Source organism: Lentzea sp. NPDC004782, assembly GCF_040609115.1.
In the GTDB taxonomy this organism is placed as follows: Bacteria; Actinomycetota; Actinomycetes; order Mycobacteriales; family Pseudonocardiaceae; genus Lentzea.
Window position 1 is genome coordinate 16,555 of the sequence record NZ_JBEXJN010000054.1, and the last position, 26,683, is coordinate 43,237.

Sequence of the window (26,683 nt, forward strand, 5' to 3'; positions counted from 1 at the left end):
GGTACTGCCTGACTGACGTCGTCGCTCCGAGGAGGATGCAGTGGCCAACCGCAAGCCCGGCAAGCTCGTGAAGGCGGCACTCGAGAAGGCGGTGGACAAGGTCACCGAGATGGTGAACCCGCCGATACCGGGTGTCCCGAACAGCGAGTCGCCGTCGCTCGAAGAGCCGACCGAGCCGCGCGGCCCGTTGCCTCCCAAGCACGACCAGACCGGCCCCGAGACGGTGTCGCCCACGGGCGCGCCGACCGGTGCGCCGCAGACCACCAACGCTCAGCAGGGCGAGTTCCTCACCACCTCGGCGGGAGCCCGGCTGTACGACACCGACCACTCGCTGAAGGCCGGTGAGCGCGGCCCGACGTTGCTGCAGGACCACCACCTGCGCGAGAAGATCATGCACTTCGACCACGAGCGCATCCCGGAGCGCGTCGTGCACGCACGCGGCTACGGCGCTCACGGCGTGTTCGTCGGCTACGGCACGGCGGCGAACGTCTGCAAGGCCGCCTTCCTCGGCGACGGCGTCGAGACGCCGGTGTTCGTGCGGTTCTCGACCGTGCTGGGCTCGCGCGGCTCGGCCGACACCGTGCGCGACACCCGCGGGTTCGCGACGAAGTTCTACACGCAGGAAGGCAACTTCGACCTCGTCGGCAACAACATCCCGGTCTTCTTCATCCAGGACGGCATCAAGTTCCCGGACATCATCCACGCCGGCAAGCCGCACCCGGACCGGGAGATCCCGCAGGCGCAGAGCGCGCATGACACGTTCTGGGACTTCGTCTCCACGCACACCGAGGCCACCCACCACGTCATGTGGAACATGTCCGACCGCGGCATCCCGCGCTCCTACCGGACGATGGAGGGCTTCGGCGTCCACACGTTCCGGCTGGTCAACGCGGACGGCGAGACCGCGCTCGCGAAGTTCCACTGGAAGCCCAAGCTCGGTGTGCACTCCCTGGTGTGGGAGGAGGCGCAGATGATCAACGGCTTCGACCCGGACTTCCACCGCCGCGACCTCGCCGACGCCATCGAGTCCGGCGCCTACCCGCAGTGGGAGCTCGGCCTGCAGATCTTCCCCGACACGCCGCGACAGACGTTCGAGGGCATCGACCTGCTCGACCCGACGAAGATCGTGCCGGAGGAACTCGCGCCGGTGCAGCCGGTCGGGATGCTGACGCTGAACCGCAACACCACGAACTTCTTCGCCGAGACCGAGCAGGTGGCGTTCCACCTCGGCAACCTGGTGCCCGGCATCGACGTCACCGACGACCCGCTCTTCCAGTCCCGGCTGTTCTCCTACCTGGACACCCAGCTGACCAGGCTCGCCGGCCCGAACTTCAACCAGATCCCGATCAACCGCCCGCACGTGCCGGTCAACGACATGTTCCGCGACGGGTACCACCAGCACGCGGTGCACGCGGGCGTCGCGCCGTACCGGCCGAACACGCTGGACGGCGGCAACCCGTTCGTGGCGAAGGCGCAGGACCGGCCGTTCGCCGAGGTGGCGCAACCGGTGGCGAAGTCGGTGAAGGTGCGGCAGGCGCCCGCGTCGTTCGCCGACCACTACACGCAGCCGCGGCTGTTCTGGCTGAGCCTCTCGCCGGTCGAGAAGGAACACCTGGTGCGCGCGTTCACCTTCGAGCTCGGCAAGTGCTACGAGCAGGCCATCAAGGAACGGCAGCTGCGGGTGCTGGCCAACGTCGACACGGTGCTGTGCGCGGAGGTCGCCCGCGGCCTCGGCCTGCCGGCGCCCACCGCCACCGTGCGCCCGAAGAAGGTCATGCCCAGCCCGGCGCTGTCCCAGGTCGGGCAGACCTGGCCGACCGACGGCCGACTGATCGGCATCGTGGTGGACCCGGCCTCGCTGGACGGTGTGCGGACCGTGCGGGAGACCGTCCTCGCCGGTGGCATGGTGCCGTTGCTGATCGCCCCGACCGGTGGCCCGATCGGCGACTCCGGTCTCGTCGCCCAGCGCACGTTCCTGACGGCGCGCTCGATCGAGTTCGACGCCCTGCTGGTAGCGGGCTCCCCGCCGCCCGGCCCGGACGCGACGCCCGCGAGGGACGCGAAGGCGGGAGCACCGGGCGAGGCGGTCGACCCGCGCGTTCTGCTGATGGTCGAGGAGTGCTACCGCCACGCGAAGGCGATCGGTGCGTGGGGCAACGGCCGGCTGGCGGTGGAGACCGCCGGTGTCGCCGCCGCTGCGGGGATCGTGACCGGGGACGACGCGACGAAGGTGTTCGCCGAGCTCATGACCCTGCTCGGCGCCCACCGGGTGTGGGACCGCTTCCCGGCGACGATCGCATGACCAGCGCGCTCACCGAGGAGGAGCTGACGTTCCTGCGCTGGATGTTCGACCTGGCCCGCGCCGGTGACGGTGAGCGGCTCGCCGAAGCGGTCGACGCGGGCGTCCCGGTGAACCTCACGAACAGCGCGGGCGACACGTTGCTGATCCTCGCGGCCTACCACGACCACCCGGACACCGTCGCCGCGTTGCTGGAGCGCGGCGCGGACACCGGGCGGGTCAACGACCGCGGGCAGACGGCGCTCGGGGCGGCGGTGTTCCGCCGTTCCGAGCGGTCCGTGCGGTTGCTGCTGGCGGCGGGTGCGGATCCGGCGCTCGGGGCTCGGTCGGCGTTGGACGTGGCGCGGTTCTTCGAGCTGCCGGAGATGTTGGTGCTGCTGGAGGCGTCGGTTGCTCCGCGGGTCGGCGGCGCCGGTCCCAGGTGAAGATCACCGCGCGGTACCGCGCTGGTGCGGCGAACGCAGCGACCACGGCCAGGACGGAGACACCGATCACCGCACGGCTACGGGGCGTGCGGTGATCGGCCGTCCTCAGCCGATGCCGACGACGGACTTGGCCGTCGTCCAGTCGGTCGCGATCGCGTTCTGCGCATCGACGAGGGCGACCTGGCCGTTGCACACGGCCCTCTTCAGGGCGTTCTCGATCGAGTCCTTGTTGGCGGCGGTCCGGTCGCCGTAGTGCGGCTCGGGCCACAGGTTGCGCGGGTCACGGGGCGCGCCACCGAGCTCGAGCGGGATCAGGTGGTCCTCTTCGTAGTCGGCGGTGCTGGTGTCGTCGTAGCCGTACTCCGCGATCTGCTTCACCTTCAGCGCGTTGGTGTAGGAAGCCGGTGGCCGGACCGTGCGCGTCCAGCCGGACACGCAGATGGTCTGGTCGATCGTGTCCTGGGTGACGTCGGGGTTGGTGGCGCCGGGTGTGCAGGACGGGTCCGGCAGCGGCAGATAGTCGGTCGAGCAGGACAACGCCACCGCGTGCGGCGCGCTGGGCGCCGCGGACGCAGGGGTGGTGACCAGCGTCGCGGCACCGGTGCAGACGACTGCAGCCAACAGGAAAGATCGGGCACGCAGGGAGGAATGACGCATCAGGAGTTCCTTTGATCGACGGATCGAGCACGACGAGGGCCGGCCACGAAGGACGCGTGAGCACATGGCCAGATCGCACGGTAGGCAGGTCGAGACGTGCGCGAAACCGTTGGTAATTAACAAAAGCGTGGGCTCATGTGTGAATCCGGGATTCGTTCACGCGGTGTTTCGGGTGACTCGGCGAGTTCCCGTTTCGCGATTCACCACGCGTTCGGCAGCGCGCGGTACGGAGTCGATCGAGTCACGACTGTTCGCCTTGCGACCGGCGGCGGCTGTGTCGAGATCACCGGCGCTGACTGGAAGACCGTTGCGCCGCCGGACGTGCGGGCACCGCTGCCATCGGAGATGAGGTCGAGGCAGTGCCGGCGTGGTACATCGAGCCGCCGCTGTCCCTGGGGCTCGGCGGAGATGTCGATCAGGCCGAGAGGTGGAACCGGTCGGGCGGCCGACTCCGGCGACGTGAGGATCGGCTGTGCCGGGGCGCGGCGCCGCTTGCCGGTCGGTGACCGAGGCCGCTCGCCGAGAATGTCGATCCTGCGCGGCACAACGTGCGGCGCGAGCCGGGCCCGGCACCACTTCACCAGCTCGCGCGCCGGTATCCCGACGTGCAACACAACCCGCGCCACCGGTATCTTGTGCCGCTCGAAAAGCCATCGCCGCACGTGCCGTTGCCGGATCTGATTGCCGGCGTGAGGTCAGTGGTGTCGCAAGCGGACCCCAGCCACCTGGTCGTGTTCGACGTCGGCGGCGTGACCAGGCGTCCAGATCACCACCGCGTCACCCGGGCAGCGCTGGCAGCGGCGGCGGACCTGGACGTGGCGGCCTTGAACGGGCAGTTCGGCAGGTCGTTCGCTGGGCGTTCAGCCGATCACATCATGCGGCAGCGGCTGCTGGGGAACAACGAGTACCTGAGAGTGCTCCGCAGTAGCACCGCCCCGGACGCGCGGTGAGCCTCAGGTGAAGATGATCTGTCCGCCCGCGGCCAGATCGTAGAACTCGCCGACCGTGATCACATCCTGAACCTGGTCGATGAAGTCCTCTTTGGACAGACCGAACAGGTCCACGGACGCCTTGCAGGCGTACAGACCCGCCCCGGTGTCCGCGATCATCTCGATGAACTCGGGGATCGGCGGGATGTCCAGTCCGTCCATCTTGCGCGAGAGGTAATGCGTCATCACGGCGGACATGCCGGGCAGGCCGCCGGCCCAGGTCGCGAGGTGCAGGCCGGGGTTGCCGACGGTGGCGAGCTTGATGTGCTCGTGCCGGGCCTTGTGCACGGCGTCGAGCCCGAAGAAGGTGAAGAACAGGTTGGCCTCGATGCCTTCCGCGCGGGCGCCGTTGGCCATGATCAGCGCGGGGTAGATCCCCTCCAGGGAGCCCTTGGAGACGATGATGGAGACCTTCTCGATCTTGTCCGACATCAGCAGCGGTCCTTTCGTCCGAGGTCAGATGCAGCCGCGCGGTTTCGGGATGCCCGCGATGCGGGCGGCGAGCTTCGCCGGCCCCTTCGGGAACAACCGGTAGAGCTCCTTCACGCTGACGCCGGAGGTCTTGCCCAGGGCGCGGACGGTGGGGCCGGTGCCCTTCTCCGCGAACTCCGTGCGCATGAAGTTGATGACCTGCCAGTGCCGGTCGGTCAGGTCGCCGACGCCGGACTCCCGAGCGATCTCGGCCGCCATGTCCTCACGCCACTGGCCGGGGTCGGTGAAGAAGCCCTCGTCGTTCACCGACACCTCGGTTCCCGCATACACCTTTGTGGACATTCAGGTTCCCCTCACCGGGTTTCGAACCGCTTGCCGGCCGCGGGCATGGCGGTGGACACGCCGGGCAGGTCCCGGCCGGGCAGGAGGCTGTGCCAGTACAGCCAGGCGAACATCAGCTTGCCGAGGTGGTTGAGCCGGGACTCCTTGAGCAGCGGCAGTCCCACCGCCGACGGGTAGTGGCCGGGCAACGGCTCGGTCTCGTAGTTGAAGTCGATCAGCAGCGCCTTGCCGAAGCCGCTCTCGATGAAGCAGTTGGTGTGGCCGTCGAAACTCGCGTCGAGCTCCTCCCCCGCGAGGAACCGCACCACGTTGCGCGCCAGCACCTCTCCCTCGAAATGCGTCACCGAACCCGCCTTCGAGGTGGGGACCGCGGCGGCGTCGCCGATGACGAAGATGTTGTCCCTGACCTTGGACTGCAGGGTGTGCTCGTCGGCAGGCACGAAGCCGAGCGCGTCGCCGAGTCCCCAGGACCGCTCGACGCATTCGGCTCCTCCGTGCACCGGCACGACGACGGCCAGGTCGAAGGTGACCTCGCGCTCGTCGAACGAGATCAGCTTGCCGGCCGTGCCGTCGACCTCGCCGGTGTTGAACTCGGTCACCAGCTCGATGCCCTTGTCCTGCAGCATTCCGCCCAGCGTGCGGGCGGCGACGGGTTTGGTGAACGCGGCGTCGAGCGGGGTGACGCAGGTGAGCTGGACCTGGTCGCGGATGCCGCGCTCCTGGAAGTACCAGTCGGCCAGGAAGCAGAACTCCAGCGGCGCGACCGGGCACTTGATCGGCATGTCCACGACGTCGACCACCAGCCTGCCGCCGTCGAACTCCCGCAACGCCCGTGCGAGTGCGGTCGCACCCGCCAGGTCGTAGAAGCTGAAGACCGTCGACATCCAGCCGGGTCCGGTCAGGCCGTCGGTCTCCTCGGGCACGAGCCGGGCGCCGGTCGCGATGATCAGGACGTCGTAGTCCAGCGTGCCGCCGTCAGCGAGCTCGACGCGGTTGGCCTCGATGTCGACGCGGCCGGCACCGCTGTCGCGGTAGGTGATGCCTTCGTGCAGCTGGCGGCGCCGGGACCGCACGAGGTCGTCCTGGTGTGCGAGCCCGAACGGCACGAACAGCAGGCCGGGCTGGTAGACGTGGTCGTCGTCGCGGTCGACGACGGTGATCTCGCACTCCGCGCCCAGCTCGCGGCGCAGCCGGTTGGCCGCGAGGGTGCCGCCGGTACCACCACCGAGGATCACGATCCGCCTGGTCATGTCCTCGAGTCTTCGGCTCGGCGCGGCCGGTCCCCAGGGGCCTTCGTCCCCGCACACGCGGGCCCATCGACCGGGTTCCCCGACGGACACCCCGATCCACGATGGACTGGTGACCAGCAACGTTCCCGACGTACCGGACTCGCCGCTGCTGGACCGCATCCGGCGCGGCCTCATCGGTGACCACGAGGTTCTCGACGGACCTTACGGGCCGCGCAGGACCGTCTACGCGGACTACACCGCGTCGGGCCGGGCACTGGACTTCGTCGAGGACTTCATCCGCGCGCACGTGCTCCCCCGTTACGCCAACACCCACACCGAGAGCTCCGGGACGGGCTTGTACACGACGAGACTGCGCGAGCAGGCCCGGCGGCTCATCCGCGACTCGGTCGGCGGCACGGACGACGACCTCGTCATCTTCTGCGGCTCAGGTGCGACCGCGGCGATCAACAAGCTCATCGGGATTCTCGAGATCCGGCTTCCGGCGGGGTTGAACGAGAAGTACTCGCTGCTGGACCGGATCCCGCCCGACGACCGTCCGGTGGTGTTCGTCGGGCCGTACGAGCACCACTCCAACGAACTGCCGTGGCGTGAGTCGATCGCGGACGTCGTGGTCATCGGCGAGGACGTCCGCGGTCACATCGACGTCGCCGAGCTGCGCAGGCAGCTGGTGCGGTACTCCGGCCGTCCACTGCGGATCGGCAGCTTCTCCGCCGCCTCGAACGTCACGGGTGTGCTCACGAACACCGACAGCATCGCCGCGCTGCTGCACGACCACGGCGCGCTGTCGTTCTGGGACTACGCGGCGGCCGCGCCGTACGTGCCCATCCGCGTCAGCGAGAGCGCACCGGGCCGCGGCGACCACAAGGACGCGATCTTCCTGTCACCGCACAAGTTCGTCGGCGGCCCGCAAACCCCTGGTGTGCTCGTGGTGCGCCGGGAGCTGGTGGCCAACGCGGTGCCGACGGTGCCGGGCGGCGGCACCGTGGCGTTCGTCCGGCCCGACGGCCACCGCTACCTCGACGACCCGGTCGCCCGTGAGGAAGGCGGCACACCCGCCATCGTCGAGTCCGTCCGCGCCGGCCTGGTGTTCGCGCTCAAGGACGCCGTCGGCACCCGGCTGATCCAGGCACGCGAAGAACGCCTGTGGCGGCACGCCCACGCCGTCTGGGAGGACGAGCCCGGCATCGAGATCCTCGGCCACCACGACGCCGCACGGCTGTCCATCGTGTCTTTCCGCCTCCGTGCGGGCGAGCGGTTCCTGCACCACAACTTCGTGGTCGCCCTGCTCAACGACCTGTTCGGCATCCAGTCCCGCGGCGGTTGCTCGTGCGCCGGGCCGTACGGGCACCGGCTGCTCGCCATCGACACCGAGCACTCGCGCGGCTACGACCACGAGGTCGCCGTCGGCTGCGAGGGTGTCAAGCCGGGCTGGGTGCGGCTCAACTTCAACTACTTCATCACCGACGCCGTCCGCGACTACCTCGTCGAGGCGGTGCGGCTGATCGCCCGGCACGGCCACCGGCTGCTGACCGACTACACGTTCGACCCGCACACCGGACTGTGGCGGCACCGCGCCGCGGCTGCCGTCCCGCTGGGGCCACCCGATCTGCGCTCCGTCGCGACCGCACGCTCCTCCGTCACCTCAGCCCAGGCAGACGACGCAATCCTGGCCTCGCAACTGGACGACGCCCGGTGCCTGCTCGCCGCACGCGCCGACCTGATCGACGACGGACCCACCGGACTGTCCGAGGACTTCGAGGCACTGCGGTGGTTCGTCCTGCCGCCGGTCTGCCTGCTGGCGCCGTGACCGGGTCAGACCAGCGCCAGGAAGAGCTTCTCCAGCTCCACCCGCTACCTCCTCCAGTACCCCCCAGGGTACCCAGAGGCGGGAACAACCGGGCGGCGACAGGCGTTGGAACAGATACCCCCAGGGGTACCATGCGGGAGGCGCGACATGCGGGACAGCGGCGAACCAACGGAGATCACGACGCGGTGCGGACGCCGCATCATCGTCAGCCACGCGGCGATCCCGTCCACATCCATCCGCTGGGTGACGGTGCGGGTCTCGTCCGGGCAGTCCGGCGACCACAGCGAGTGGATCAGCCTGAACCCCGCCGAAGCGGCTGAACTGGGTGCCGCCCTGATCGCACGCGCCACCGCCAACTGAAAGGAGACCGGCGTGGCCGCCGTCGAACTGACCAAGTCCAACTTCAACGAGATCGTGACACGGCCAGGCATCGTCCTGGTCGACTTCTGGGCGTCGTGGTGCGGCCCGTGCCGGATGTTCGCCCCTGTCTTCGAACAGGCAGCGGTCCGGCACGGCGACATCACCTTCGGCAAGGTGAACACCGAGACCGAAACGGAGCTGGCACGGGCATTCGGCATCTCGTCGATCCCGACCCTGATGGCCATCCGCGACAGCGTCGTCGTGTACGCGCAGCCCGGCGCACTGCCCGCGGCCGCACTCGAGGACCTGATCACCGAGGTCAGCTCTCTCGACATGGACAAGGTGCGCGCCGAAGCCCAACCACGCCGCTGAGAGGAGCTACGACCGTGAAGTACGACCTGACCATCCGGCTCGACCTGCCCTACGAGGACGCCGTGCCCGCCGTCCGCGCGGCGTTGAAGGACCAGGGTTTCGGTGTGCTGACCGAGATCGACGTCCGGGCGACGATGCGGGAGAAGCTCGACGCCGACGTCGAGCCGTACGTGATTCTCGGCGCGTGCAACCCGCCGCTGGCGCACCGGGCGCTGGAGGTCGACCGGACGATCGGCCTGCTGCTGCCGTGCAACGTCGTTGTCCGCGCTGACAACGGAGGCACGCTCGTGCAGGCACTCGACCCGGACGTGATGACCGAGATGACCGGGCGGGAGGAGCTGCGCCCGGTCGCCGAGGAGGCGGGCACCCGGCTCCGGGCCGCGCTGGACTCGCTGGCCTCGGCGGGCTGATGGTGCATGAACCGCCACGGATTCGAGACCGCTTCCGTTCTTGAGGAAGATGGTCGTCATCATGTCGAAGCGTTACCCGCCCGAGGTTCGCGAGAAGGCCGCGCGCCCGGTCCTTGAACGTCTCGATCGGTACGAGTCTCCGTATGCCGCCGCACTGCCGCCGGCCACCATCGGCCCGTGATGTCACCGATGCCTACTCGTTGATCAGTCCTCGCGGACTGATCAACGAGTACCGACCGCCTCGTCGAGGAAACCGCCGGACTGGTGGCGCCACAGCTTCGCGTACGTCCCGCCGACGTCGAGCAGTTCCGCGTGGGTACCTTGTTCGACGATCCGGCCGCGGTCGAGCACGATCAGCCGATCCATCCGCACGACCGTGCTCAGCCGGTGTGCCACGACGATCGCGGTGCGGCCCTCCATGAGCCGCCACAGTGCCTCTTGGACCAGCACCTCGCTCTCCGAGTCCAGCGCGCTGGTCGCCTCGTCCAGCAGCAGGATCGGCGCGTCACGCAGGATGGCGCGGGCCAGCGCGACCCGCTGCCGCTGTCCGCCGGACAGTTTGATGCCGCGTTCGCCGACCATCGTGTCGAACCCGTCGGGCAGCGTGTCCGCGAACTCCGTCACGTGCGCGGCATGCGCGGCGCGGCAGATCTCGGCGTCGGTCGCGTCTGGCCGTGCGAACGCGATGTTCTCGCGCAGCGTCCGGTGGAACATGGCCGGGTCCTGGGGCACGTACCCGATCAGGCCGCGCAGGTCGGCCTGACTCAGGCGGGCGATGTCCTGGCCGCCGATGAGGACGCGGCCCCGATCGACGTCCATCAGCCGCAGGAGCAGCCGGGTGAGCGTGGTCTTGCCGCCACCGGAGCGGCCGACGAGCCCTATCCGGGTGCCCGCCGGGATGTCCAGGTCGAGCCCGTCGAACAACGGCTCGCCGCCGCCGTGGGTGAACACGACGTTGTCGAACTGGACGCGGGAGTCCTTCACGCGCAACGGTTCCGGGTGCTTCGGGTCGAGCACGGTCGGCGGGTCGAGCAGCAGTTCGGTGAACTGGGCTGCCTCGGTGAGCGCGCTCTCCACCTGCCGGTAGATCTGGTTGAACTCGAACATGATCCGCGTCGCGTTCCCGAAGTAGGCGAACGTCACCACGATCGCCTCCACGCCGAGCCCATCGCTGACCCCGATCGCCACCACGAGGCCGAGCACGTTGGTGAGCACGGACAGCGGCGCGATCACGGTGTCGATGCGCAGGTTGTTGTAGTCCCACGACCGCAGTGCCAATGTTCGCTGCTTGGCGGCACGGGTCCGGTGCTCCGCGCCCTCGCGCCGCTCGGCGGCGAACGCCCGCACCGTCTCCATGTTCGTGAGCGTGTCCGAGACGTGGCCCGACACCTCGGCGATGGCGGCCTCGCGCTGGTCGACCAGCCGCTGGCGGTGGCGGATCAGCGGCGCGACCACACATCCCGTGACCAGAATCAGGCCGACCAGCACCGCGACGAGCATCGGGTGGTAGCTCCACAGCACGACAGAGGCGAAACCCAGCGGGATGAGGTTGGCGAAGATCTTGAACGCCAGCGCGTCCACGAAGTCCTCGAAGCGGAACGCGAAGCTCAGCACGCGCTTGGTGAGCGATCCGGCGAAGTTGTCGTGGAAGAACGCCGCGTCCTTTCCCAACAGCTCGTCCATCGCGAGGGCGGACAGGTTCTCGATCCCGCGGCCGTCCACGCGGTTGAGGCAGTGCAGTCCGATGCGCCACAACAGTTCCGAGAGCAACATGAAACCGGCGAAGGCCAGCACGTAGGGCAGGACGGAGACGAGGCTCGTGCCGCCACCGCCCGCAAGCTTTCCCACGAGTCCGCCCACCGCCAACGGCGCGAGATAGAGCTGACATGTCACACCCAGCGCTGGCAACACGAGTGCGCCCACGGAGATGAATCCGTGGCGCCGCAGTTCCTTTCCGTACAGGCGCAGAGCGAGTGGCACCGCGTTCTTGCGGACAGGCCTTTCCGAACCTGGCACGACCCTCCGACCCCCTCAGGACACCTCGGCTTCCTCATGTTGCCGCAGAGGGTCGGGTGGCAGCGATCGAATATCACCGCGTGGACGCGCCCGGCGGAGTGCCTCCCGACGATACGGTCGCGATCTTCTGCGAGGTGGCGGAGCCGCGATGCGAGTCGTTGTGTCGACACGTCGGCCACCGGCCGGAGAAGGCGGCGCCGGGGCAAAGCCGGGCGCCGCCGAAAGGACGCCCACCGCGCCGCGTCCGGGCACCACCGTGACCGTGCTGGCGTTCAGCGGGATCGTGGTCTCGCTGATGCAGTCTCTCGTGATCCGCTGATCGCCGAGCTGCCGCAGCTCCTGAACGCCTCAGCGGCGAACACCGCCTGGGCCATCACCGCCACGCTGCTCGCCGCCGCCACCCCGGTCATGGGACGCCTAGGCGACATGTGCGGCAAGCGGCGAATGCTGCTCGTCAGCCTGGCCCTGCTGGTCACGGGGCTCAGTGCTGTGCGGCCTGAGCGACTCCCTGGTCCCGTTCGTCGCAGGATTTTCGGGAGACTGCGCCGTTGCGCGAACGCGCCGTGCCGACCCGCCAGCTCGACGATCTCGCGCCACCGGAAACCGCTGAACTTCGACCGGCTGATGATCGGCGCGACCTCCGGCTTCACCGCGTTCGAACCGCTGAACGACGACGGCGGCAACAACTTCTACATCAACGGCAAGCTGTACGACATGACGCCGACTTTCACGGAACCGGCCGTACTCGGCACAGTCGAAGAATGGACGCTCACCAACACGAGCGGCCGGAACCACCCGTTCCACCTCCACACCGCACCGTTCCAGGTCCTCAGCGTGAACGGCGCCGCCCAACCTCGCTCCGACCACATGGACGGCGTGACCGTTCCCTACGCGGTCAACGGAGTAGCCGGAAAGGTGGTGATCCGGATGCGCTTCACCGACTTCACCGGGCCATGGATGTTCCACTGCCACATCGCCGGCCACGAGGACAACGGAATGATGGGTCCGTGCCCGTTGCTGCCGCTGGTGGCACCGGCTGAGCAACGCGGTCAGGACCTTGCCGTCGGCGTCGGGTGAGGGAATCCCTCCGATGTACCGGCGGCAAGGCTGATCGCCTACGACCCGCCGGACACAACTCGCCACTTTTGTGAACACTGAAGCGACTGTGAACACGGTTGAACTGACGACCACTCGAGCTGTGGTTGCCTCCTCCAGTGGCCACGACGACTCTCCGAGCCGGGCGACGACGGCCTTCGACTCCTCGCAGTCCAAACTGGACTCGCTCGGCGCACGTACGGTCGTTGCGCAACCGGTCGCCCGCTCCTCGCGCGGCTGGACGGTGGACTGCCGCGACAGCACCCGGAACACGACCTCCTCCACCCCGCTGAGCAGCGAAGTTGCGAGGGGTGCAGGCGGGATCCGAGCTGAGTCGGCACCCTGTCGAGATACATTGCTCACCTTTGTTCCTGTGCCAGAAGGGATCGTTAACACAATTCGGCCGCACAGTCGAAGCGCAAATTGTGAATTCGACTGCGCAGCGGCCGGCAAGCCTCACTTCGGGCAATTGACAGGTGTTTGTGCGCAGATAACCTGATCCACCTGGGACAGTCCGCGATCACGCGGCTGTGCCGTGGCCGCACCGACCAGGCCCAGAGGGGGGCGCCGGTCGGCGCCAGACAGCACGCTCGGGGGGTCGGTGAAGTTCAGGCTGTTGGGTTCGATCGAGGCTGAGGCGTCGGGCCGGTCGATTCCGCTGGGACCGCCGCGGCAGCGAGGCATTCTCGCGGTGCTGGCGGCCGACGCCGGGCGGCTGGTGCTGATGGACACCCTCGTCGACCGGGTCTGGGGCGACGCGGCACCGGCCCAGGTGCGGGACTCGTTGTACACCTACGTCGCCCGGTTGCGCCGCGCCCTCGCCGGCTCCGACGGTCAGGCCGTCCTGGTCCGGCGCACGCGCGGGTACGTGCTCGACGTCGCACCGGAAGCCGTGGACCTGCACCAGTTCCGGGACCTGGTGGGCCGGGCGCGGCAGCCTCACCTGGACGTGCACCAGCGGATCGAACTGCTGCGGTCCGCGCTGGCGCAGTGGAGCGGCACCCCGCTGGCGGCGATGCCGGGCGAGTGGGCCGACGCGGTCCGGCAGGTGTGGCAGGGGCAGCGCATCGACGCCGCCGTGGAGTGGGCGGAGGCCGAGCTCTCGGTCTCCGGACCGACCGCGGTGATCGACACGCTGACCGGGATGCTCATCCAGCACCCGCTGCACGAACCACTGGTCGGCGCGCTGATGAGGGCGATGCACGCGGCGGGTCGCACCGGCGAGGCACTCGACATCTACGCGAGGCTGCGCGCCGAGCTCGCCGAGCAGCTGGGCATCGATCCCTCGGCGCCGCTGCAGCTGGTGCACCGGGAGCTGCTGCGCCCGGAGGCGGGCCTGCCCGCTGCCATGAGAGTCGTGCCGACGCAGTTGCCCGCCGACGTGGACCCGTTCCTCGGCAGGAGCTCCGAGCTGTCGGAGCTGCGCGACCAGCTCGCCGGGGTGCGCGCCGGCGCGCCCGGCCGGGTCGTCTCGATGATCACCGGCGCCGCCGGGACCGGCAAGACGACCCTGGCCGTCCACTTCGGACACCAGACGCGCGACCAGTTCCCCGACGGACAGCTGTACGTCGACCTCGGGTCGCCGATGAGCACCGGCGACGCGCTCGGGTCGATGCTGCGGGCGATGGGCGTGACCAGCCGGGGCATTCCGTCCAACCTGGACGAACGGGCCGGCCTCTACCGCACCCTGCTAGGCCGGCGTCGCATGCTCGTCGTGCTGGACGGCGCGTCGTCGGTCAAGCAGGTCCGCCCGCTGCTGCCGGGCACCGCGTCCTGCCTGGTGCTGGTGATCAGCCGGGACGACCTGCCCGGGCTCGAGGCCCGTCGCGTCGAGCTCGGCCCGCGGCCCGCGTCCGGGCAGGAGGAGCCGGGTCCCGCCGAGGTCGCGGATCCGCCGACCGGGTGCCCGCCGCTGTACGAGCGGGACGAGCAGCTGGCGGCGTTGCGCAGGCTGGCCGCGGCGGCGGTGGCCGGCAGGGGCTCGACGGCACTGATCCGCGGGACGGCCGGATCCGGTAGGACGGCGCTGCTCGACGCCTGGGCCGGTGCGCTGCCGGCCGGCGAAATGCGGGTGGTGCGGGCGACGGCGGGAGCGGCTGAGCAGGACTTCGCGTTCGCCGTCGCCCGGCAGCTCCTGGAGCCACTGGTGGGAGCGGCGGAGACGGCGCGAGCGACGGCGGCCGGAACCGAGCCCTCGCACGAGACGATGCACGACCTGTACCGGCTTGTGGTGAGGGCGTGCGAGGACGGGCCGCTGGCGCTGGTCGTCGACGACGCGCAGTGGGCCGACGCGCTGTCGTCGCAGTGGCTCGACCACCTGGCGAGGAGGATCGGAGGCCTGCCGGTCCTGGTGGTGGTCGCCGCCCGGTCGGACGGCGTTGCGGCGGAGCGGCCCGCAGGCCACGTCATCGCGTTGCCCCGGCTCTCGCCCGCCGCGGTGACCAGCTGGGTGCGGCGGGAACGGCCCGACGCGGACGCGGAGTTCTGCGGGGCGTGTGCCGCCGCGGCCGAGGGAAACCCGGCGCTGCTGGCCGAACTCCTGCAGGTGCTGCGCGAACACGACGTCGACCCGGTGGCCGGCCAGGTACCGCGGGTGGCGGAGTTCGCGGACCGGCTGCGGGCCGTCGCCGTCGTGCGTCGACTGTCCACACAGGACGAAGCTACCCGCCGTCTCGCGCGGGCACTGGTGGTGCTGGGCGACGGCGCCGACTGGCCGCTGGCCGCGGCGCTGAGCGGACTGGGCGACGCCGAAACCCGGGACCACGCCGGCAGGCTGGCGCGGATCGGCGTGCTCGCTCCCGGTGGCGCGGCGCGGTTGCGTGATCCGTCGATCGGCTCGGCACTCACCGAGACCGCCATGACCCCGGTCGAGCTGGCCGCCTTGCACGCCCGCGCCGCGGAACTGCTGTACGCCGAGAGCGCGCCACCTGAGCAGGTGGCGGCACATCTTCTCCTCGCCGACCCCGGCCCCGGCCACTGGCGGGTGGAGGTCCTGCGCGAAGCCGCCGGGGTGGCCCGCAGGCGGGGCCTCCCGGGAACGGGCGCGACCTACCTGCGGCGCGCCCTGCGGGAGCCGGCCTCCGTGAAGCAGCGCGACGACCTGATCCTGGAGCTGGGCGCGGACGAGGTGCTGTCCGACCCGGACACGGCGGCGCGGCGGCTGGCGCTGGCCCTGCCGGGACCGGCGGACCCACTGGCGCTGGGCCGGACCGCGAGCCTGCTCGCGGACGCCCTGCTCGCGGCCGGACGGCACGAACAGGCGCTGGACGCGCTCGAGCGCGCGGTGGCCGACCTGGCTCCGCTGGCGGGCTCCGACGGGCTCGTCCGGGAACTGTGGTGGCGCCTGCAGGCGCAGGTCGTGCACATCGGCTACGAACGACCGGCGACCATTCCCGCGGCCCGTGTCTGGGCCGACCGGCTGCGTGCCCTGCGCATCGCGGGCGACACCCCCGGAGAGCGGACCGTGCTGCTGGCGCTGGCGAAGCCCGCCATGTTCGGCGAGGGTGACGCCACGTCGGTGAACGACCTGCTCGACCGCGGGCTGCGCGGAGAGCTGGCCTCGGACGTGCGGGCCATCCCCGCACTGGCCATCGCGGGTGTCGGGTACATGCTCACCGATCGGCTCGACGACGCGGCTCTGCGGTACGGCCAGATGCGGGACCTGGCCGACCGGTGGGGCGCGACCGGGGCGTCGGCCCTGGCCCTGGCGGGGCTGGCCCACGAGGCCTGGCGGAGGGGCGAGCGGATCGCCCTCACCCAGCGGTTCGACGACGCGCTGTGCGCCGACCTGCGGGCCCGGCTGTCACTGGTGACCGTCGCGACCGAGTCGCTGGTCGAACTCGGTGATCCGGACGCGGCCGCCGAGGTCCTCCGCCGGTACGCGACGGGACCCGCCGACGACTCGGTGCACTGGGCACCGGTGCTGATCGGCGCGAGCCGGGTGCAGGTGGAACGAGGAGACCCCGGCGGCGCGCTGGCACTCCTGCTGACCTACGGCCGGTACGAACACCATTCCGGGCTCGGCACCCCGGCCACGAGCCCGTGGCGGTTCCGGGCCGCACGGATCAGCGCCGACCTCGGCCAGCGGGAACAGGCACGGCAGCTCGCCGCCGAAGGGCTGGAGGGGGCGTACCGGTGGGGCACCGCCAGGGTGATCGGCGCCGGTCTGCGCTGCCTCGGCGCCGTCACCGGCGGCGCCGAGGGCCGTGCGCTGCTGGCCGAGGCGGTGACCGTGCTCAGCTCCTCCCCCGCCCGACTGGAACTGGCCTGGGCCACCTACGAATGGGGACTCGCGACCCGGCAGGTGGGCGAGCACCGCGTCGGCCTGGACATCCTCGGTGACGCCCTGAGAATGGCCGAGAGCAGCGGTGCCCTGCTGCTGGCCGGACGGGTGCGCGCCGAACTGACGGCCGCGGGAGTGCTCCCGCGCCACCTTCCCGCCTGACCCGCGCCGCCCGGCGACCGACCTCGCCGGGTGCCCGCGAAGATCGTGCGCAGACAGGTCACGGACGTGTGGAGCGACTCCCGCACCCGTGCGGGCGGAGCCTGCCCACGGCAGACCGCCGGCGGATCTGCCTGGGGCTACCGGTCGTCGGCGTCGACGTGGCGGAGGTGAGCCCGCCCCACGACCGCGCTGACCTCACCGTGGCACTGGCCAACCGCGTGGTGACAGAGGCGCTGTCCGCGATCGCTCGCCGACCGGCCGGGGGCGGGCTGAGATCAGTTCGGCCCCGTTCAGCTGCACGTTCCGGTAGCTGCAAGATATCGACAAGGTTTTGCCCCAGTCCGGTCCCGAATCCTTCCGTCGACGCACCTGCTGCACAGTCGACGTCCGGGAGGACACGTGGAAGAGTTCATGATCAGCCGGCGAGCGGGCCTCAAGGCTCTCGGAGCGGCCATCGGCGCGGCAGCCCTCGGTACCACGCTGGTCACCGCGGCGAGTGCGGCTCCTGGCACCCGGAAACTGGCGATGAACACCAACGACCGCCTCGCCTACATCCGCAGGCTGGACATCGGCGCCCACCCGACGGCCCTCCGCGCCGGCCTGGGCGACGGCGACCCGGTCCCGGAGAAGGGGCCGGCGGCCGCCATCGACAAGGGCAGCCTCGTGTCGTTCACCAGAGATGTCAGCGGCCAACACCGCAGCGACGCGCTCAACTCGTGTTTGCTCGCCCAGCTCAACTCCGACAAGCTGTTCAACCGCTTCGACCCGGGCCAGCTGATGGACTGGTACCGGAACTACACGAACGTGCTGTCCAACATCGGCTGGGTCATCCAGGACTTCGAGTTCGAGCACTACCAGGCGAGCGGCTCGACCATGTCCGTCAGCTCCGCGGTCTTCGAAATCCTCAGCGCGGTGCTGTCCGGCAATGATCTGAAGCTGGTCTCCGCCGCGCTCAATTCGCTGGCGAAGCTCGAGAAGAGCAACTCCCCCTGGTACCAGGTGTGGGACTCGAGCAGTCACGACCAGGCGAACAGCAACTTCCAGCTGAGCCACTGCAACGACAACGGCGACAAGGCCAACACCCTGGAGATGACGCTGTCCGGCTACTCCCTGAGGACGAAGAGCAGCGCCACGCGGTTCCTGTGGGTCGACTACGAAAGCTCGTCCACGGACCTGATGTTCTCCAGCCAGGCCTGCACCCTCGACGAGGACATCTACAGCCAGGTCCGCAAGGAGATCATCAAGAAACTCGGCAAGAACGCCACGACGTTCGTCGCCAACCTCGAGGTCTGAGCGGGGACAGCACACCTGGCGTCACGCTTGGCGCCACAGACAACGGCCGCGAGTGGCCGTGATCGGGCTTCCACCGAGGGCGCGCCCCCTCGGTGGAAGCCCGTGGCGTTTCGGTCGTCGGTCGTCGTTCGAGTCCGTGCGGCGCACGTTTGCATTCCCCAGGCGTCACACAGCTGCCTCGCCGGATGTGCACGCACGAACGCACACCCGGCGAGGCCTTTTGTTCAGCGATTTTCCCGCAACAACGAAAGATCAGCCTTCGACCATGCCGACGCCCGCCGAGATCGGCCAGTGGTCGCTTCCCGAGGCTTTCTCGACAACGACGTTGTAGTCGGCGAGGTTGGCGGGAGCGTCGTTGGTCACGACGTAATCGAGGACCGAGCCGCCTTGATGCGTCGCGAACTTGGACCAGATCGTAGTGGACCCGCCCGGAGCGATCAGGCTCTTGGGCTCCCGGTTGAGGTCGCCGGCGAAGACCCAGTGCGCCGACTGACCGCTGGCGTCGATCGCGTCCATCATGTGGTCCGCGTCGTTCCCGCCCAGCGGGATACCGTTGAAACCCTCAGGCCGGGCATGCCCTGTCCAGAAGAATGTCGTGGCGTCCAGCCGTACGCCCATCATCGGGCGGTTGGCTGCCGGCGTCACCCCACTCGCCAGTGGCACCGGCGGAATGACCCGGAAGTCTGCGGCGGCGACTCGTGCACGCGTCACGAACGCGACGTTCAGGTGCCCGTCTCCCTTCAGCCCCAGGTAGTAGATGTAGTACGTCGGACTGCGGCGACTGGCTGCCCAGGCGTATTCGGCGACACTGTACGGCGTGCCGGTCCACAGCGCGTTGACGACGAACGAACTGATGGGACCGGTGCCAGTGGTGCCGTCCGGCACCAGACCCACCTCCTGCAGCGCCATGACCTCGATCTTGGGAGCGCCCCACCGGTCCTTCAGCTGCAGGAGCCGGGTGATCTGGAACCAGATGTTCTCGCCGAGTTGGCTGCTGCCCTGCATGTTCCAGGACGCGATGCCGTGATTGCTCGGAAGCGCCTGAGCCCCGGCCGGCTGCAGTACGGACAACCCGGCCGCCATCAGGGCCACGGCCAGGAGCTGAACGATCCTGGCTCGGGCGCCCAATCGACGCTGTCGAGACAACCCGAACAAATTCGACATTCTCTCACCCTCTGTCACGAGATGCGCGCCCTGCGAGGCACGGCTCATCGAGGGCGAGCTTCACGCCCCGGACTGGGCGAAACCTTGTCGTTTTCCAAACGCCCAGGGACTGGTCCTGCCGCACACATCGCGGCAGGACCGGCACCGAGTTCAGCGGGACCGCCCCGGTCGGCTGTCCGACCAGCAACGCCGGCAGGCCGGTGGTCCCGTCACCCGAGCCCTGCCGATCCACCGATTCCTCGGCCGCCAACGGCTGCGCGGCCGCGGCAGACCTCTCAGCAGGACGAGCAACGCTCCACAAAGGATGATCAGGTGAGCCGGGGCGGTCGATCGGGTGCACACGGTGGAACAACTCCGTCTTCTCCGGTCATCGCCGAGGGCCGGCTCCACGATCATCGACCGGCGGCACGTTCCCGTCAGTCCATACGCGACGATCACCGGCGCGGTCACGTCGTCGTCTTGACGCAGTAGACCGTGCGTTCGATCTCCGACACGGGCATCGTCCGGCCGGACGACTCCAAGAACCGCTCGGTGAACTCCCGCGGCCCCAGCTGCTCGACCTCCGCCCACCCGTACGGCGTGAGGAAGCCTGCCACTTCGCCCGGCAGCAGCCCGAACTTCCACAGGCGCCGCTTGACCACGAACTCGCGGTGAGCCGCCTCGCCACCGAACATCGCGGTTCCGTCGAGGAAGTCCTTGCGCACGAACGTGAACACGAGCTCGCTACCCGCCGGCGCCCGGGCGAGGAAGTCGAAGGTCTCGCGCACGGCGGCCTCGGTCAGGTACTGCGTGACCGCCTCCCACACGAAGAACACCGGCTGATCGGTGCGATACCCGTGCTCTGCCAGGACGTCGGCGATCCGCTGCCGCTCGAAGTCGATCGGCACCAGCGTGACACCGGCCGGAACCTCGCCGAGAACAGCTCGCAACCGCTCCCGCTTGCTCGCCACGTTCGCGGGAAGATCGACCTCGAACACCCGGCGTTCACCGGCGCGGCACCCCCGCGTGTCGAACCCGGCGCCGAGCACGACGACCGTGCCCGCACCGCTCGCGCCGAGCCGCTCGTCGATGTAGCGCTTGCGGCACAACATGCCGGCCCACAGGCCGGGAATCTTCTTCTCCGTGGCGGCGATCAGCAGGGTGCGCATCGGCCGCCACCGAGCGGCGGCCACGGCGAGCCGTCCGGCGGCGGGCAGGATCCGCGCCGCGTAGTCGTCCCGCACCAACGGGTGTTCGTCGAACTGGTCCACAGCGGCGATGACCATCGGACCGACAGCAGTGCCCGCGACGGCGTTGCCCACTCGAAGCTCCTCGAAATCGGCGTTGTACTGACATCGCCGACCAGGCTTCCCGGCACACCTGCGGAGGATCCTACAACCCGCACCGCCGCCGGGTCAGGCCGTTTCGGCGGTGTGCCTTGGGGGAGGTCGGCTTCAAGCGGGCCGACACCCGGATGGGAGGCGCTCGTGAGGCCGCACCCTGCCTGAGCACTCCTTCCAGCACAGCCATGATCACTCTCACGGGTGGCACCCCAGCGCTGCAGCTCCCTGAGCAGGTACGGCCGCGAATGCCTCGACGGCCTGGGGGCGATCAGCGCGTCCAGTCGGCCGAGATCTGCCGCCGCGCCGTCGCCGGAGTGAAGGTCCAGCCGTAGTTCCAGCGAAGAACAACGACAAGGGATTGATCTTTGTCTGGTGCGCCTCCGACCTCGGCGCCTGTTCGGCGTCTACCGGGGTGAGGGCTAGTGGCTCCGGATGCACGCACAGTTCGCCGCTCGCGCGTGCCGTTTGCGCCGTCGACTCGGGTGCGGTCAGCTTCGCAGGTACGTCAGGACGGCGAGTACCCGGCGGTGGCCGTCGGTCTCGGGGAGGTCGAGTTTGGTGAAGATGTGGCCGATGTGCTTGGCCACCGCGGCGTCGCTGATTCCGAGCGTTCGGGCGATGGACGGGTTGTTGTGTCCTTCGGCCATCTGCCCGAGCACCTCCCGTTCCCGCGCGGTCAACCGGTCGAGTGGGTTGGTCGTGCGTGCGCGGTTCAGCAACTGCCGCACCACGTCGGGGTCGATGACGGTCTCGCCGGCCGCGACCCGCGACACCGCGTCGGAGAAGTCGGCGATCTCGCCGATGCGGTCCTTGAGCAGGTAGCCGACTCCGGCCCGCCCGGACGGGCCGAGCAGTTCAGCGGCGTACGCGGTGGCCGCGTACTGCGACAGCACGAGGACCGCCGCGCTCGGGTCGCCGGCGCGCAGCGCCACCGCGGCACGCAGCCCTTCGTCGGTGAAACTGGGCGGCATGCGGACGTCGGTGATGACCAGGTCGGGTCGGTGCTCTCGGGCGGCCGCCATCATCGAGTCACCGTCGCCGACCGCCGCCACCAGGGTGTGGCCCAGTCCTTCGAGCAGGCTGACGAGTCCGGCCCGCATGAGCGTGGCGTCTTCGGCAAGCACTATTCGCAGCGACACGGCAGATCGATCCGCACTGTGGTGGGTCCTCCTTGTGGGCTGGTGATCTCCAGGGTGCCCGCCACGACGGCCACTCGGTCAGCCAGCCCCCGCATGCCCGTGCCCAGCGACGGTTCAGCGCCGCCCCTGCCGTCATCGACGATCGTCAGCGCCAGCCGTTGCTCGGCGAGTCTGCCACTGATCCGGATACGGGTGGCTGCAGCGTGTCGTACCGCGTTGGTCAGGGCCTCCGAGACCACGAAGTAGGCGGTGGATTCGATCTCGGGCGGCAGCCGGCCGGGCAGGTCGAGGTCGACCTCGACCGGAATCGGACACCGTTCGGCGAGTTCGCGCACCGCCTCGGCCAGCCCGAAATCGGTGAGGATCTGAGGATGGATGCCGCGGATCTGGTCCCGGAGGGTCGTGAGTGCCAGCCGAGCCTGCTCGTGGGCCTCGCCGACGAGCTGACCGGCGCGTCCGTCTGCGTCGGCCAGCTGCCGCTCGGCCAGGCCCAGCTTCATCGTCAGGAGCACCAGATGTTGCTGCGCGCCGTCGTGCAGGTCTCGCTCGATCCGACGGCGCTCGGCCTCGAACGAGTTGACCAACCGGTTGCGTGACCAGGCCAGCTCCTCGACCTGACGGTTCATCTCGGTGCCGGTGGGCGCGAGCAGCCACTTGGCGAAGGCTGCCTGGGCACCACCGAGCACGCTGATCCCGTACAGAGCGACCACCGTCGCGGGAACCCCGGCCAGACCGGCGACGGCGCACGCCTGCCCGACTGTCTCGACCGTCCAGGTGCCCATCGCGATATGGACGTTCGCGTCCAACTTGACCAAGAGCGGCAGCGCCAGCAGGAGGAGGCAGATGAACAGGACGAACACCGCGGCGAGGTCGAGGAGCGCAAGCACCGACAGCAGGCATGCGCAATAGCCGAGTTCGCGCCAGGTGGCAGCCTCGGTCACCCGCAGCCGCACCCGCGCCCAGCCGCCGCTCGGGGGCGCGGGTGCGTGCGGGTCGGGGACCGCCAGCGGCTCCAGGAAGCCGAGCCGGAGGCGCTCCACTGCCCCGATCGGTATGCCGACGAGCAGCAGCAGCGGCGGAAACAGCAGCAGCGGCGCGATGGCCAGCCAGGTGATCGAGACGACCGCCACGCCGCTGACCACGTAGGCCAGGCTGCGCCATGGCCATCGCGACAGGACGAATCGGACGGGGCTGCCCGCCATCGCCCGCCACACGCTCGTCGCCACGGTCACGACCCTACGGCGCAGCAGCCGGAGAAGCGGTGTCAGCCCGCACCGATGACGTCCAGCAGCGTGGTGGCGGGCTCGAGCGCCGAGAGTGCACTGGCTCCTGTCATGAGCAGCAGCAGGCATGCGGTCAGGGCCGCGATGACGCCGAGTGCACCCTGCATGAATCTGACGCGGGTGGCGCCCCGGTCGCCGGTGCTGCGCCGCTTCCAGAAATGGGCGCTCACCAGGCCGGTCGCCACCATGAGCGTGGCGGAAACCGCCACCATGACCCAGTGGTATCGCTCGACCTCGCCGAGAAGTACCGCCAGCGCGGGAGAACCGGCGTGCGGGTTGGCCGATTCCGTCAGCCCTTCGCGCATCTCACCCAAAACCTGTGCGAGTGTTGCGTCAGGGGTTCTACCGGGTAGCAGCCCCAGCAACGCGACCAGCGGTACGGCCGTCGCCTGGATGTTCAACATCAACACTCCCACGGCGAGAACCGTCAACACCGCTGCGGCCGTGGCGGCCGCCGCGTACCAGGGCCGGGCTCGCAGGTATCTCCGCCACAGCGCGGTGGTGAGCAAGGCGAAGACAACGACCGACAACGCGCTGATCGCCACCTTGATCGCATGCCATTGGAACCAGTAGTCGACCAGCGTCGTCAGGCGGGCGGGGAACACCGGAGTTCCGCTCCGCCAATACTCGACGAGAGCACTGCCGAAGGCGTCCTGCAGTTTCGCGTAGTCGTAAGCCCCGAAGGCCGGCCTCAGGAGGGCGGCGGGGGCGAGCACGAATGCCGCCACCAAAGCCGCGGCGGCCGCCAGCAGCAACCCGATCACGGACCTCGAATGCAGTCGACCAGTTTCGCGGTTGGCACACGGTGTCGATTCGGCGGCACCAGTTGTCGTGATCGGTCGAAATCGCATGGGACGACGGTAGAGAAGGGCCGCTCGGAGCGCGATGACGCAGGAGCTAGCACAACCGGGTGAGGCTGCACTACCCGTGCGGTACAGCTGGCTCTACCTCAGGTCGAGCAGCCGGGAGGAGCCTCACCTCCCGGCTGTCCCGGATTGGGCGCAACAGTCTCTCGTTGCGAGCTGAGGAAGCGGACAGCGGCGGTGACTGGTCGTTGTTCAGCCGGTCGCACCCGGCCCGGTGCCCGCCACGTTCGTCGCGGTGACCGTGAACGTGTAGGCCGTGCCGGCCGCCAGCCCGTCGATCACCGCGAACGTGTCCTTCTTCCGCAGCAACACCTTCCGCCCGGTCACCACGCGCCCGTCGAGGCCGGTGGCCGTGATCGTGTACGCGACGACCGGGCTGCCGCCGTCCTCGGCGGGCGGCGAGAAGTACACCGTCGCCACCCTGTCGCCGAGGTTCACGTGCACGTTCTCCGGCGCGCCCGGCTTCGTCACGGTCCTGGCGACGGGCGTCACGGTCGTACTCGCCGCGATGCCCGGCCCTTTGGCGTTGTCGGCGATGACCCGCACGGTGTACGTGGTTCCGTTGCGCAGCCCCGAAACCTTGACGTAGCCGAGCTGGTCGATGTCGGCGACCGGCACCGTGACCCGCGGCCCGTCCGAGAGCTCCACCGTGTAGGCGGTGATCGCGGCGCCACCGTCGTCGACCGGCGGAGTCCAGGCCACGTAAGCGAATCCGTCGCCACCACAGGCCGACACCCGGTCGATCGCGGTGGGCACCGACTGCTTGACGACCGTCCGGCTGAGCACACCCCGGTACGACGGCTCGATGCCGGAGTTGTCCACAACAGACTCCGGTGCGTCCGCCGGCTTCGCGATGACCTTGTTGCCCTTGATCGTGGCTCCTGGCACCATCTTGTCCGGATCGCCCTGCTGCCAGTAGTTTCCGGTGATGCTCATCGGCCAGTACGAGCCGTCGTCGAGCTCGTGGTTCTTGCGCAGCCCGGCCCAGTCGTGCGGGTTGCCGACCAGCACGTTGCGGCTCACGGTGATGTCGCTGGAGCCGTTGTCGAGGTAGATGCCGTGGCCTGGCCCGCGCTGGTCGCGGATCACGTTGCCGGTGATCTCGGTGCCGCCGGTGCGGCCGTTGTTGTAGATGCCGGCGCCGTCCGAGAGCACCAGCATGTGGTCGAAGACGAGGTTGTCCGCGATCCGGTTGTCCCGGCTGATGTTGGGCTGACCGGGTTCCCCGACCTTGTCGAGCCAGCCGCCCCACCCGGTGGAGATGCCGCTGTAGGCCGTGTGGTCGATCTGGTTGTGCGCGATCGTCGTGTTCTGCGTGTACCCGTTGAAGACCGCGACCGCGCCGCGGAACTCGACCGGCAGCGCGTACAGGTGGTTGTTGGTCACGTCGATGTGGTGCGTGATGTCCCCGGCGTCGCTGGGCAACGGCTGGTCGACGTCACCGATCTGCAGCCCGTTGCCCGAGATGTCGGTGAACACGTTGCCCCGCACCGTCACCTGGCTCACCCCGTGCCCGAGATCGAGCCCCGCGGCTCCAAGATGCACGAAGTCGTTGTTCAGGAACCGAATACCGCGCGCGTGCTCCACCGACACGTTGCCCGGCGCCTTCGTCCACGCCCCGAACGGACAGGTGCCGCCGGCGATCCGGTGACACAGCCCCTGCTTGTCGTAGGCCCCCTGCCCGGTGAGGGAGATCGTCGCCTGGATCTCCGACAGGCCTTCACCGCTGCTGGGCCGCAACCACGTCGCGTACGCGAACCGCAGCCCGTCGAACGTGATGTCGTGGCTTCCCTTGATGTCCACCAGCTTCTCGGCGACCGGCACCTCGACATCCGCCTTCGCCACGTCCTCCCCGGCCCTGGGCAGGTAGTGGATCCGCCGCGCGGCCCGGTCGAAGTACCACTCGCCGGGCTGGTCGAGGAACTCGAACGCGTTCTCCACGTACGCCGGTTGCCGGTCGGCGTGCAGGTCCCCCGGCCCCACCTCGTGAATCGACCGCGTCGGATGATCGGGATCAGGCGGCCGCTTGGTCGAGTTGTCCCAGCACGGCTGCGCCATCGTGATGACCCGCCCGCTCACCGACCCGACCGGGCACCGCGCCTCGGTCCACGGCCCGAGTCCCTTCCACGACGACCACAACCCGTCGCCACCGGTGTAGACGAACTCGACGTCACCAGGATTCCGCCACGAGACCTCCCCCTCGTACCCGGTGGCCGTCGCCTTCACCGCAACCTGCCCCCTGGCCCGCTGCGCCCGCACCCCGTCGACGTACAGCTGCCGCGTGTTCCCCAACAGCTCTGGCGCCGGCGCCGACCACATCTTGCCGTCGTTGCGCCACCCGGTGACCCGCACCCCGCCGCTGACCACCGGCCGCTGTCCAGGCACAGCCCGGAACACGACATCGCGGTCCCGTTCGTCAAGCTCCAGCGGCGCGCTCAGCCGATACGTGCCACCACCGATCCACACAGTCATCGGAGCATTGCGAACTCTGGCCAGGTCACGCGCCTTTGCAAACGTCCGCACCGGACGCGTCCGCGACCCCGCCATCGCGTCGTTTCCTGACGGCGACACAAATATTTCCGCCTTCTCTGCGGCCACTGCCGGCGCGACCGCGCCGACCGCCAGAGCCAAGCCAACCACCAGAGCCGAAGCACGCATACCTCCGATGTCTAGGGCTCGCGGCTACGGCTGTCAACCTTCTGTGGACGAACGGCCAGC

24 protein-coding genes are annotated in these 26,683 nt (G+C 69.4%); 12 read left to right on the forward strand and 12 right to left on the reverse strand.

The genetic code is table 11. The annotated features are described in order from the left end of the window. Positions 1–40: 40 nt before the first annotated feature. Together ABZV40_RS36180 and ABZV40_RS36185 are read left to right on the forward strand one after the other, a co-directional pair. Complete coding sequence (locus ABZV40_RS36180; RefSeq protein WP_355452277.1) at positions 41–2,302, forward strand: catalase; 2,262 nt, start codon at positions 41–43, stop codon at positions 2,300–2,302. Beyond that, positions 2,299–2,724, forward strand: coding sequence for an ankyrin repeat domain-containing protein (locus tag ABZV40_RS36185; protein WP_355452280.1), 426 nt, complete (start codon positions 2,299–2,301; stop codon positions 2,722–2,724). Before ABZV40_RS36180 ends, ABZV40_RS36185 begins: the two co-directional genes overlap by 4 nt. A 105-nt stretch (positions 2,725–2,829) precedes the next feature. Here the strand turns inward: ABZV40_RS36185 and ABZV40_RS36190 are convergent, their stop codons facing one another. Continuing rightward, positions 2,830–3,345, reverse strand: coding sequence for a hypothetical protein (locus ABZV40_RS36190; RefSeq protein WP_355452283.1), 516 nt, complete (start codon positions 3,343–3,345; stop codon positions 2,830–2,832). A 236-nt stretch (positions 3,346–3,581) separates the two neighbouring features. Next, positions 3,582–4,007, reverse strand: a complete 426-nt coding sequence (locus tag ABZV40_RS36195) for a hypothetical protein (protein WP_355452286.1) — start codon at positions 4,005–4,007, stop codon at positions 3,582–3,584. Positions 4,008–4,070: 63 nt separating this feature from the next. Between ABZV40_RS36195 and ABZV40_RS36200 the strand changes: the two genes are divergently transcribed. Next, entirely contained in the window at positions 4,071–4,331 is a 261-nt protein-coding gene (locus tag ABZV40_RS36200; protein ID WP_355452289.1) for a hypothetical protein, read from the forward strand. A gap of 3 nt (positions 4,332–4,334) precedes the next feature. Here ABZV40_RS36200 and ABZV40_RS36205 read toward each other — a convergent pair whose 3' ends face one another. Genes ABZV40_RS36205 through ABZV40_RS36215 form a run of 3 tightly spaced genes read right to left on the reverse strand, consistent with a single transcriptional unit; the run spans position 4,335 to position 6,394 of the window. Then, positions 4,335–4,802, reverse strand: coding sequence for a DsrE/DsrF/DrsH-like family protein (locus ABZV40_RS36205; protein ID WP_355452292.1), 468 nt, complete (start codon positions 4,800–4,802; stop codon positions 4,335–4,337). 24 nt (positions 4,803–4,826) lie between these two features. Further along, positions 4,827–5,144 carry a TusE/DsrC/DsvC family sulfur relay protein gene (locus ABZV40_RS36210; protein ID WP_355452295.1) on the reverse strand — a complete coding sequence of 106 codons (318 nt, stop codon included), beginning with the start codon at positions 5,142–5,144 and terminating at the stop codon, positions 4,827–4,829. Positions 5,145–5,155: 11 nt separating this feature from the next. After that, positions 5,156–6,394 carry an FAD/NAD(P)-binding oxidoreductase gene (locus ABZV40_RS36215; protein WP_355452298.1) on the reverse strand — a complete coding sequence of 413 codons (1,239 nt, stop codon included), beginning with the start codon at positions 6,392–6,394 and terminating at the stop codon, positions 5,156–5,158. Positions 6,395–6,503: 109 nt separating this feature from the next. Between ABZV40_RS36215 and ABZV40_RS36220 the strand changes: the two genes are divergently transcribed. From ABZV40_RS36220 to ABZV40_RS36240, 5 genes are all read left to right on the forward strand, one after another. Then, complete coding sequence (locus ABZV40_RS36220; RefSeq protein WP_355452301.1) at positions 6,504–8,201, forward strand: aminotransferase class V-fold PLP-dependent enzyme; 1,698 nt, start codon at positions 6,504–6,506, stop codon at positions 8,199–8,201. Positions 8,202–8,348: 147 nt separating this feature from the next. After that, complete coding sequence (locus tag ABZV40_RS36225) at positions 8,349–8,561, forward strand: hypothetical protein (RefSeq protein ID WP_355452304.1); 213 nt, start codon at positions 8,349–8,351, stop codon at positions 8,559–8,561. Between the two features lie 12 nt (positions 8,562–8,573). Next, positions 8,574–8,933 carry a thioredoxin gene (trxA, locus tag ABZV40_RS36230; RefSeq protein WP_355452307.1) on the forward strand — a complete coding sequence of 120 codons (360 nt, stop codon included), beginning with the start codon at positions 8,574–8,576 and terminating at the stop codon, positions 8,931–8,933. Positions 8,934–8,947: 14 nt separating this feature from the next. Then, positions 8,948–9,343: a DUF302 domain-containing protein gene (locus ABZV40_RS36235; RefSeq protein ID WP_355452310.1), complete on the forward strand. Its 396-nt coding sequence runs from the start codon at positions 8,948–8,950 to the stop codon at positions 9,341–9,343. A 49-nt stretch (positions 9,344–9,392) separates the two neighbouring features. Continuing rightward, a complete protein-coding gene (locus ABZV40_RS36240) occupies positions 9,393–9,524 on the forward strand; it encodes a hypothetical protein (protein ID WP_355452313.1) in 132 nt (43 codons plus the stop codon). A 41-nt stretch (positions 9,525–9,565) separates the two neighbouring features. Here ABZV40_RS36240 and ABZV40_RS36245 read toward each other — a convergent pair whose 3' ends face one another. Continuing rightward, positions 9,566–11,359 (reverse strand): ABC transporter ATP-binding protein, encoded by a 1,794-nt coding sequence (locus ABZV40_RS36245; RefSeq protein ID WP_355452316.1) that lies wholly within the window; start codon positions 11,357–11,359, stop codon positions 9,566–9,568. 148 nt (positions 11,360–11,507) lie between these two features. Here ABZV40_RS36245 and ABZV40_RS36250 point away from each other — a divergent pair, with 148 nt between their 5' ends. From ABZV40_RS36250 to ABZV40_RS36265, 4 genes are all read left to right on the forward strand, one after another. Beyond that, on the forward strand, positions 11,508–11,678 hold the full coding sequence (locus ABZV40_RS36250; protein ID WP_355452319.1) for a hypothetical protein: 171 nt from the start codon (positions 11,508–11,510) through the stop codon (positions 11,676–11,678). Positions 11,679–11,983: 305 nt separating this feature from the next. Further along, positions 11,984–12,436 (forward strand): multicopper oxidase domain-containing protein, encoded by a 453-nt coding sequence (locus ABZV40_RS36255; RefSeq protein ID WP_355452322.1) that lies wholly within the window; start codon positions 11,984–11,986, stop codon positions 12,434–12,436. Positions 12,437–13,055: 619 nt separating this feature from the next. After that, positions 13,056–16,898: a BTAD domain-containing putative transcriptional regulator gene (locus tag ABZV40_RS36260; protein WP_355452325.1), complete on the forward strand. Its 3,843-nt coding sequence runs from the start codon at positions 13,056–13,058 to the stop codon at positions 16,896–16,898. 411 nt (positions 16,899–17,309) lie between these two features. Beyond that, a complete protein-coding gene (locus ABZV40_RS36265; protein ID WP_355452328.1) occupies positions 17,310–18,191 on the forward strand; it encodes a hypothetical protein in 882 nt (293 codons plus the stop codon). 252 nt (positions 18,192–18,443) lie between these two features. Here the strand turns inward: ABZV40_RS36265 and ABZV40_RS36270 are convergent, their stop codons facing one another. The 6 genes from ABZV40_RS36270 to ABZV40_RS36295 all read right to left on the reverse strand — a co-directional run bounded on the left by ABZV40_RS36270 (position 18,444) and on the right by ABZV40_RS36295 (position 26,437). Further along, entirely contained in the window at positions 18,444–19,355 is a 912-nt protein-coding gene (locus tag ABZV40_RS36270; RefSeq protein ID WP_355452331.1) for an endonuclease/exonuclease/phosphatase family protein, read from the reverse strand. Positions 19,356–19,801: 446 nt separating this feature from the next. Next, positions 19,802–20,656 carry an SAM-dependent methyltransferase gene (locus ABZV40_RS36275; RefSeq protein ID WP_355452334.1) on the reverse strand — a complete coding sequence of 285 codons (855 nt, stop codon included), beginning with the start codon at positions 20,654–20,656 and terminating at the stop codon, positions 19,802–19,804. A 509-nt stretch (positions 20,657–21,165) separates the two neighbouring features. Further along, entirely contained in the window at positions 21,166–21,810 is a 645-nt protein-coding gene (locus tag ABZV40_RS36280) for a response regulator transcription factor (RefSeq protein WP_355452408.1), read from the reverse strand. Next, entirely contained in the window at positions 21,801–23,042 is a 1,242-nt protein-coding gene (locus tag ABZV40_RS36285) for a sensor histidine kinase (protein WP_355452337.1), read from the reverse strand. The genes ABZV40_RS36280 and ABZV40_RS36285 overlap by 10 nt, the downstream gene beginning before the upstream one ends. A 38-nt stretch (positions 23,043–23,080) precedes the next feature. Then, complete coding sequence (locus ABZV40_RS36290; RefSeq protein WP_355452340.1) at positions 23,081–23,863, reverse strand: hypothetical protein; 783 nt, start codon at positions 23,861–23,863, stop codon at positions 23,081–23,083. Between the two features lie 294 nt (positions 23,864–24,157). Next, entirely contained in the window at positions 24,158–26,437 is a 2,280-nt protein-coding gene (locus tag ABZV40_RS36295; RefSeq protein ID WP_355452343.1) for a fibronectin type III domain-containing protein, read from the reverse strand. Between the last annotated feature and the right edge of the window lie 246 nt (positions 26,438–26,683).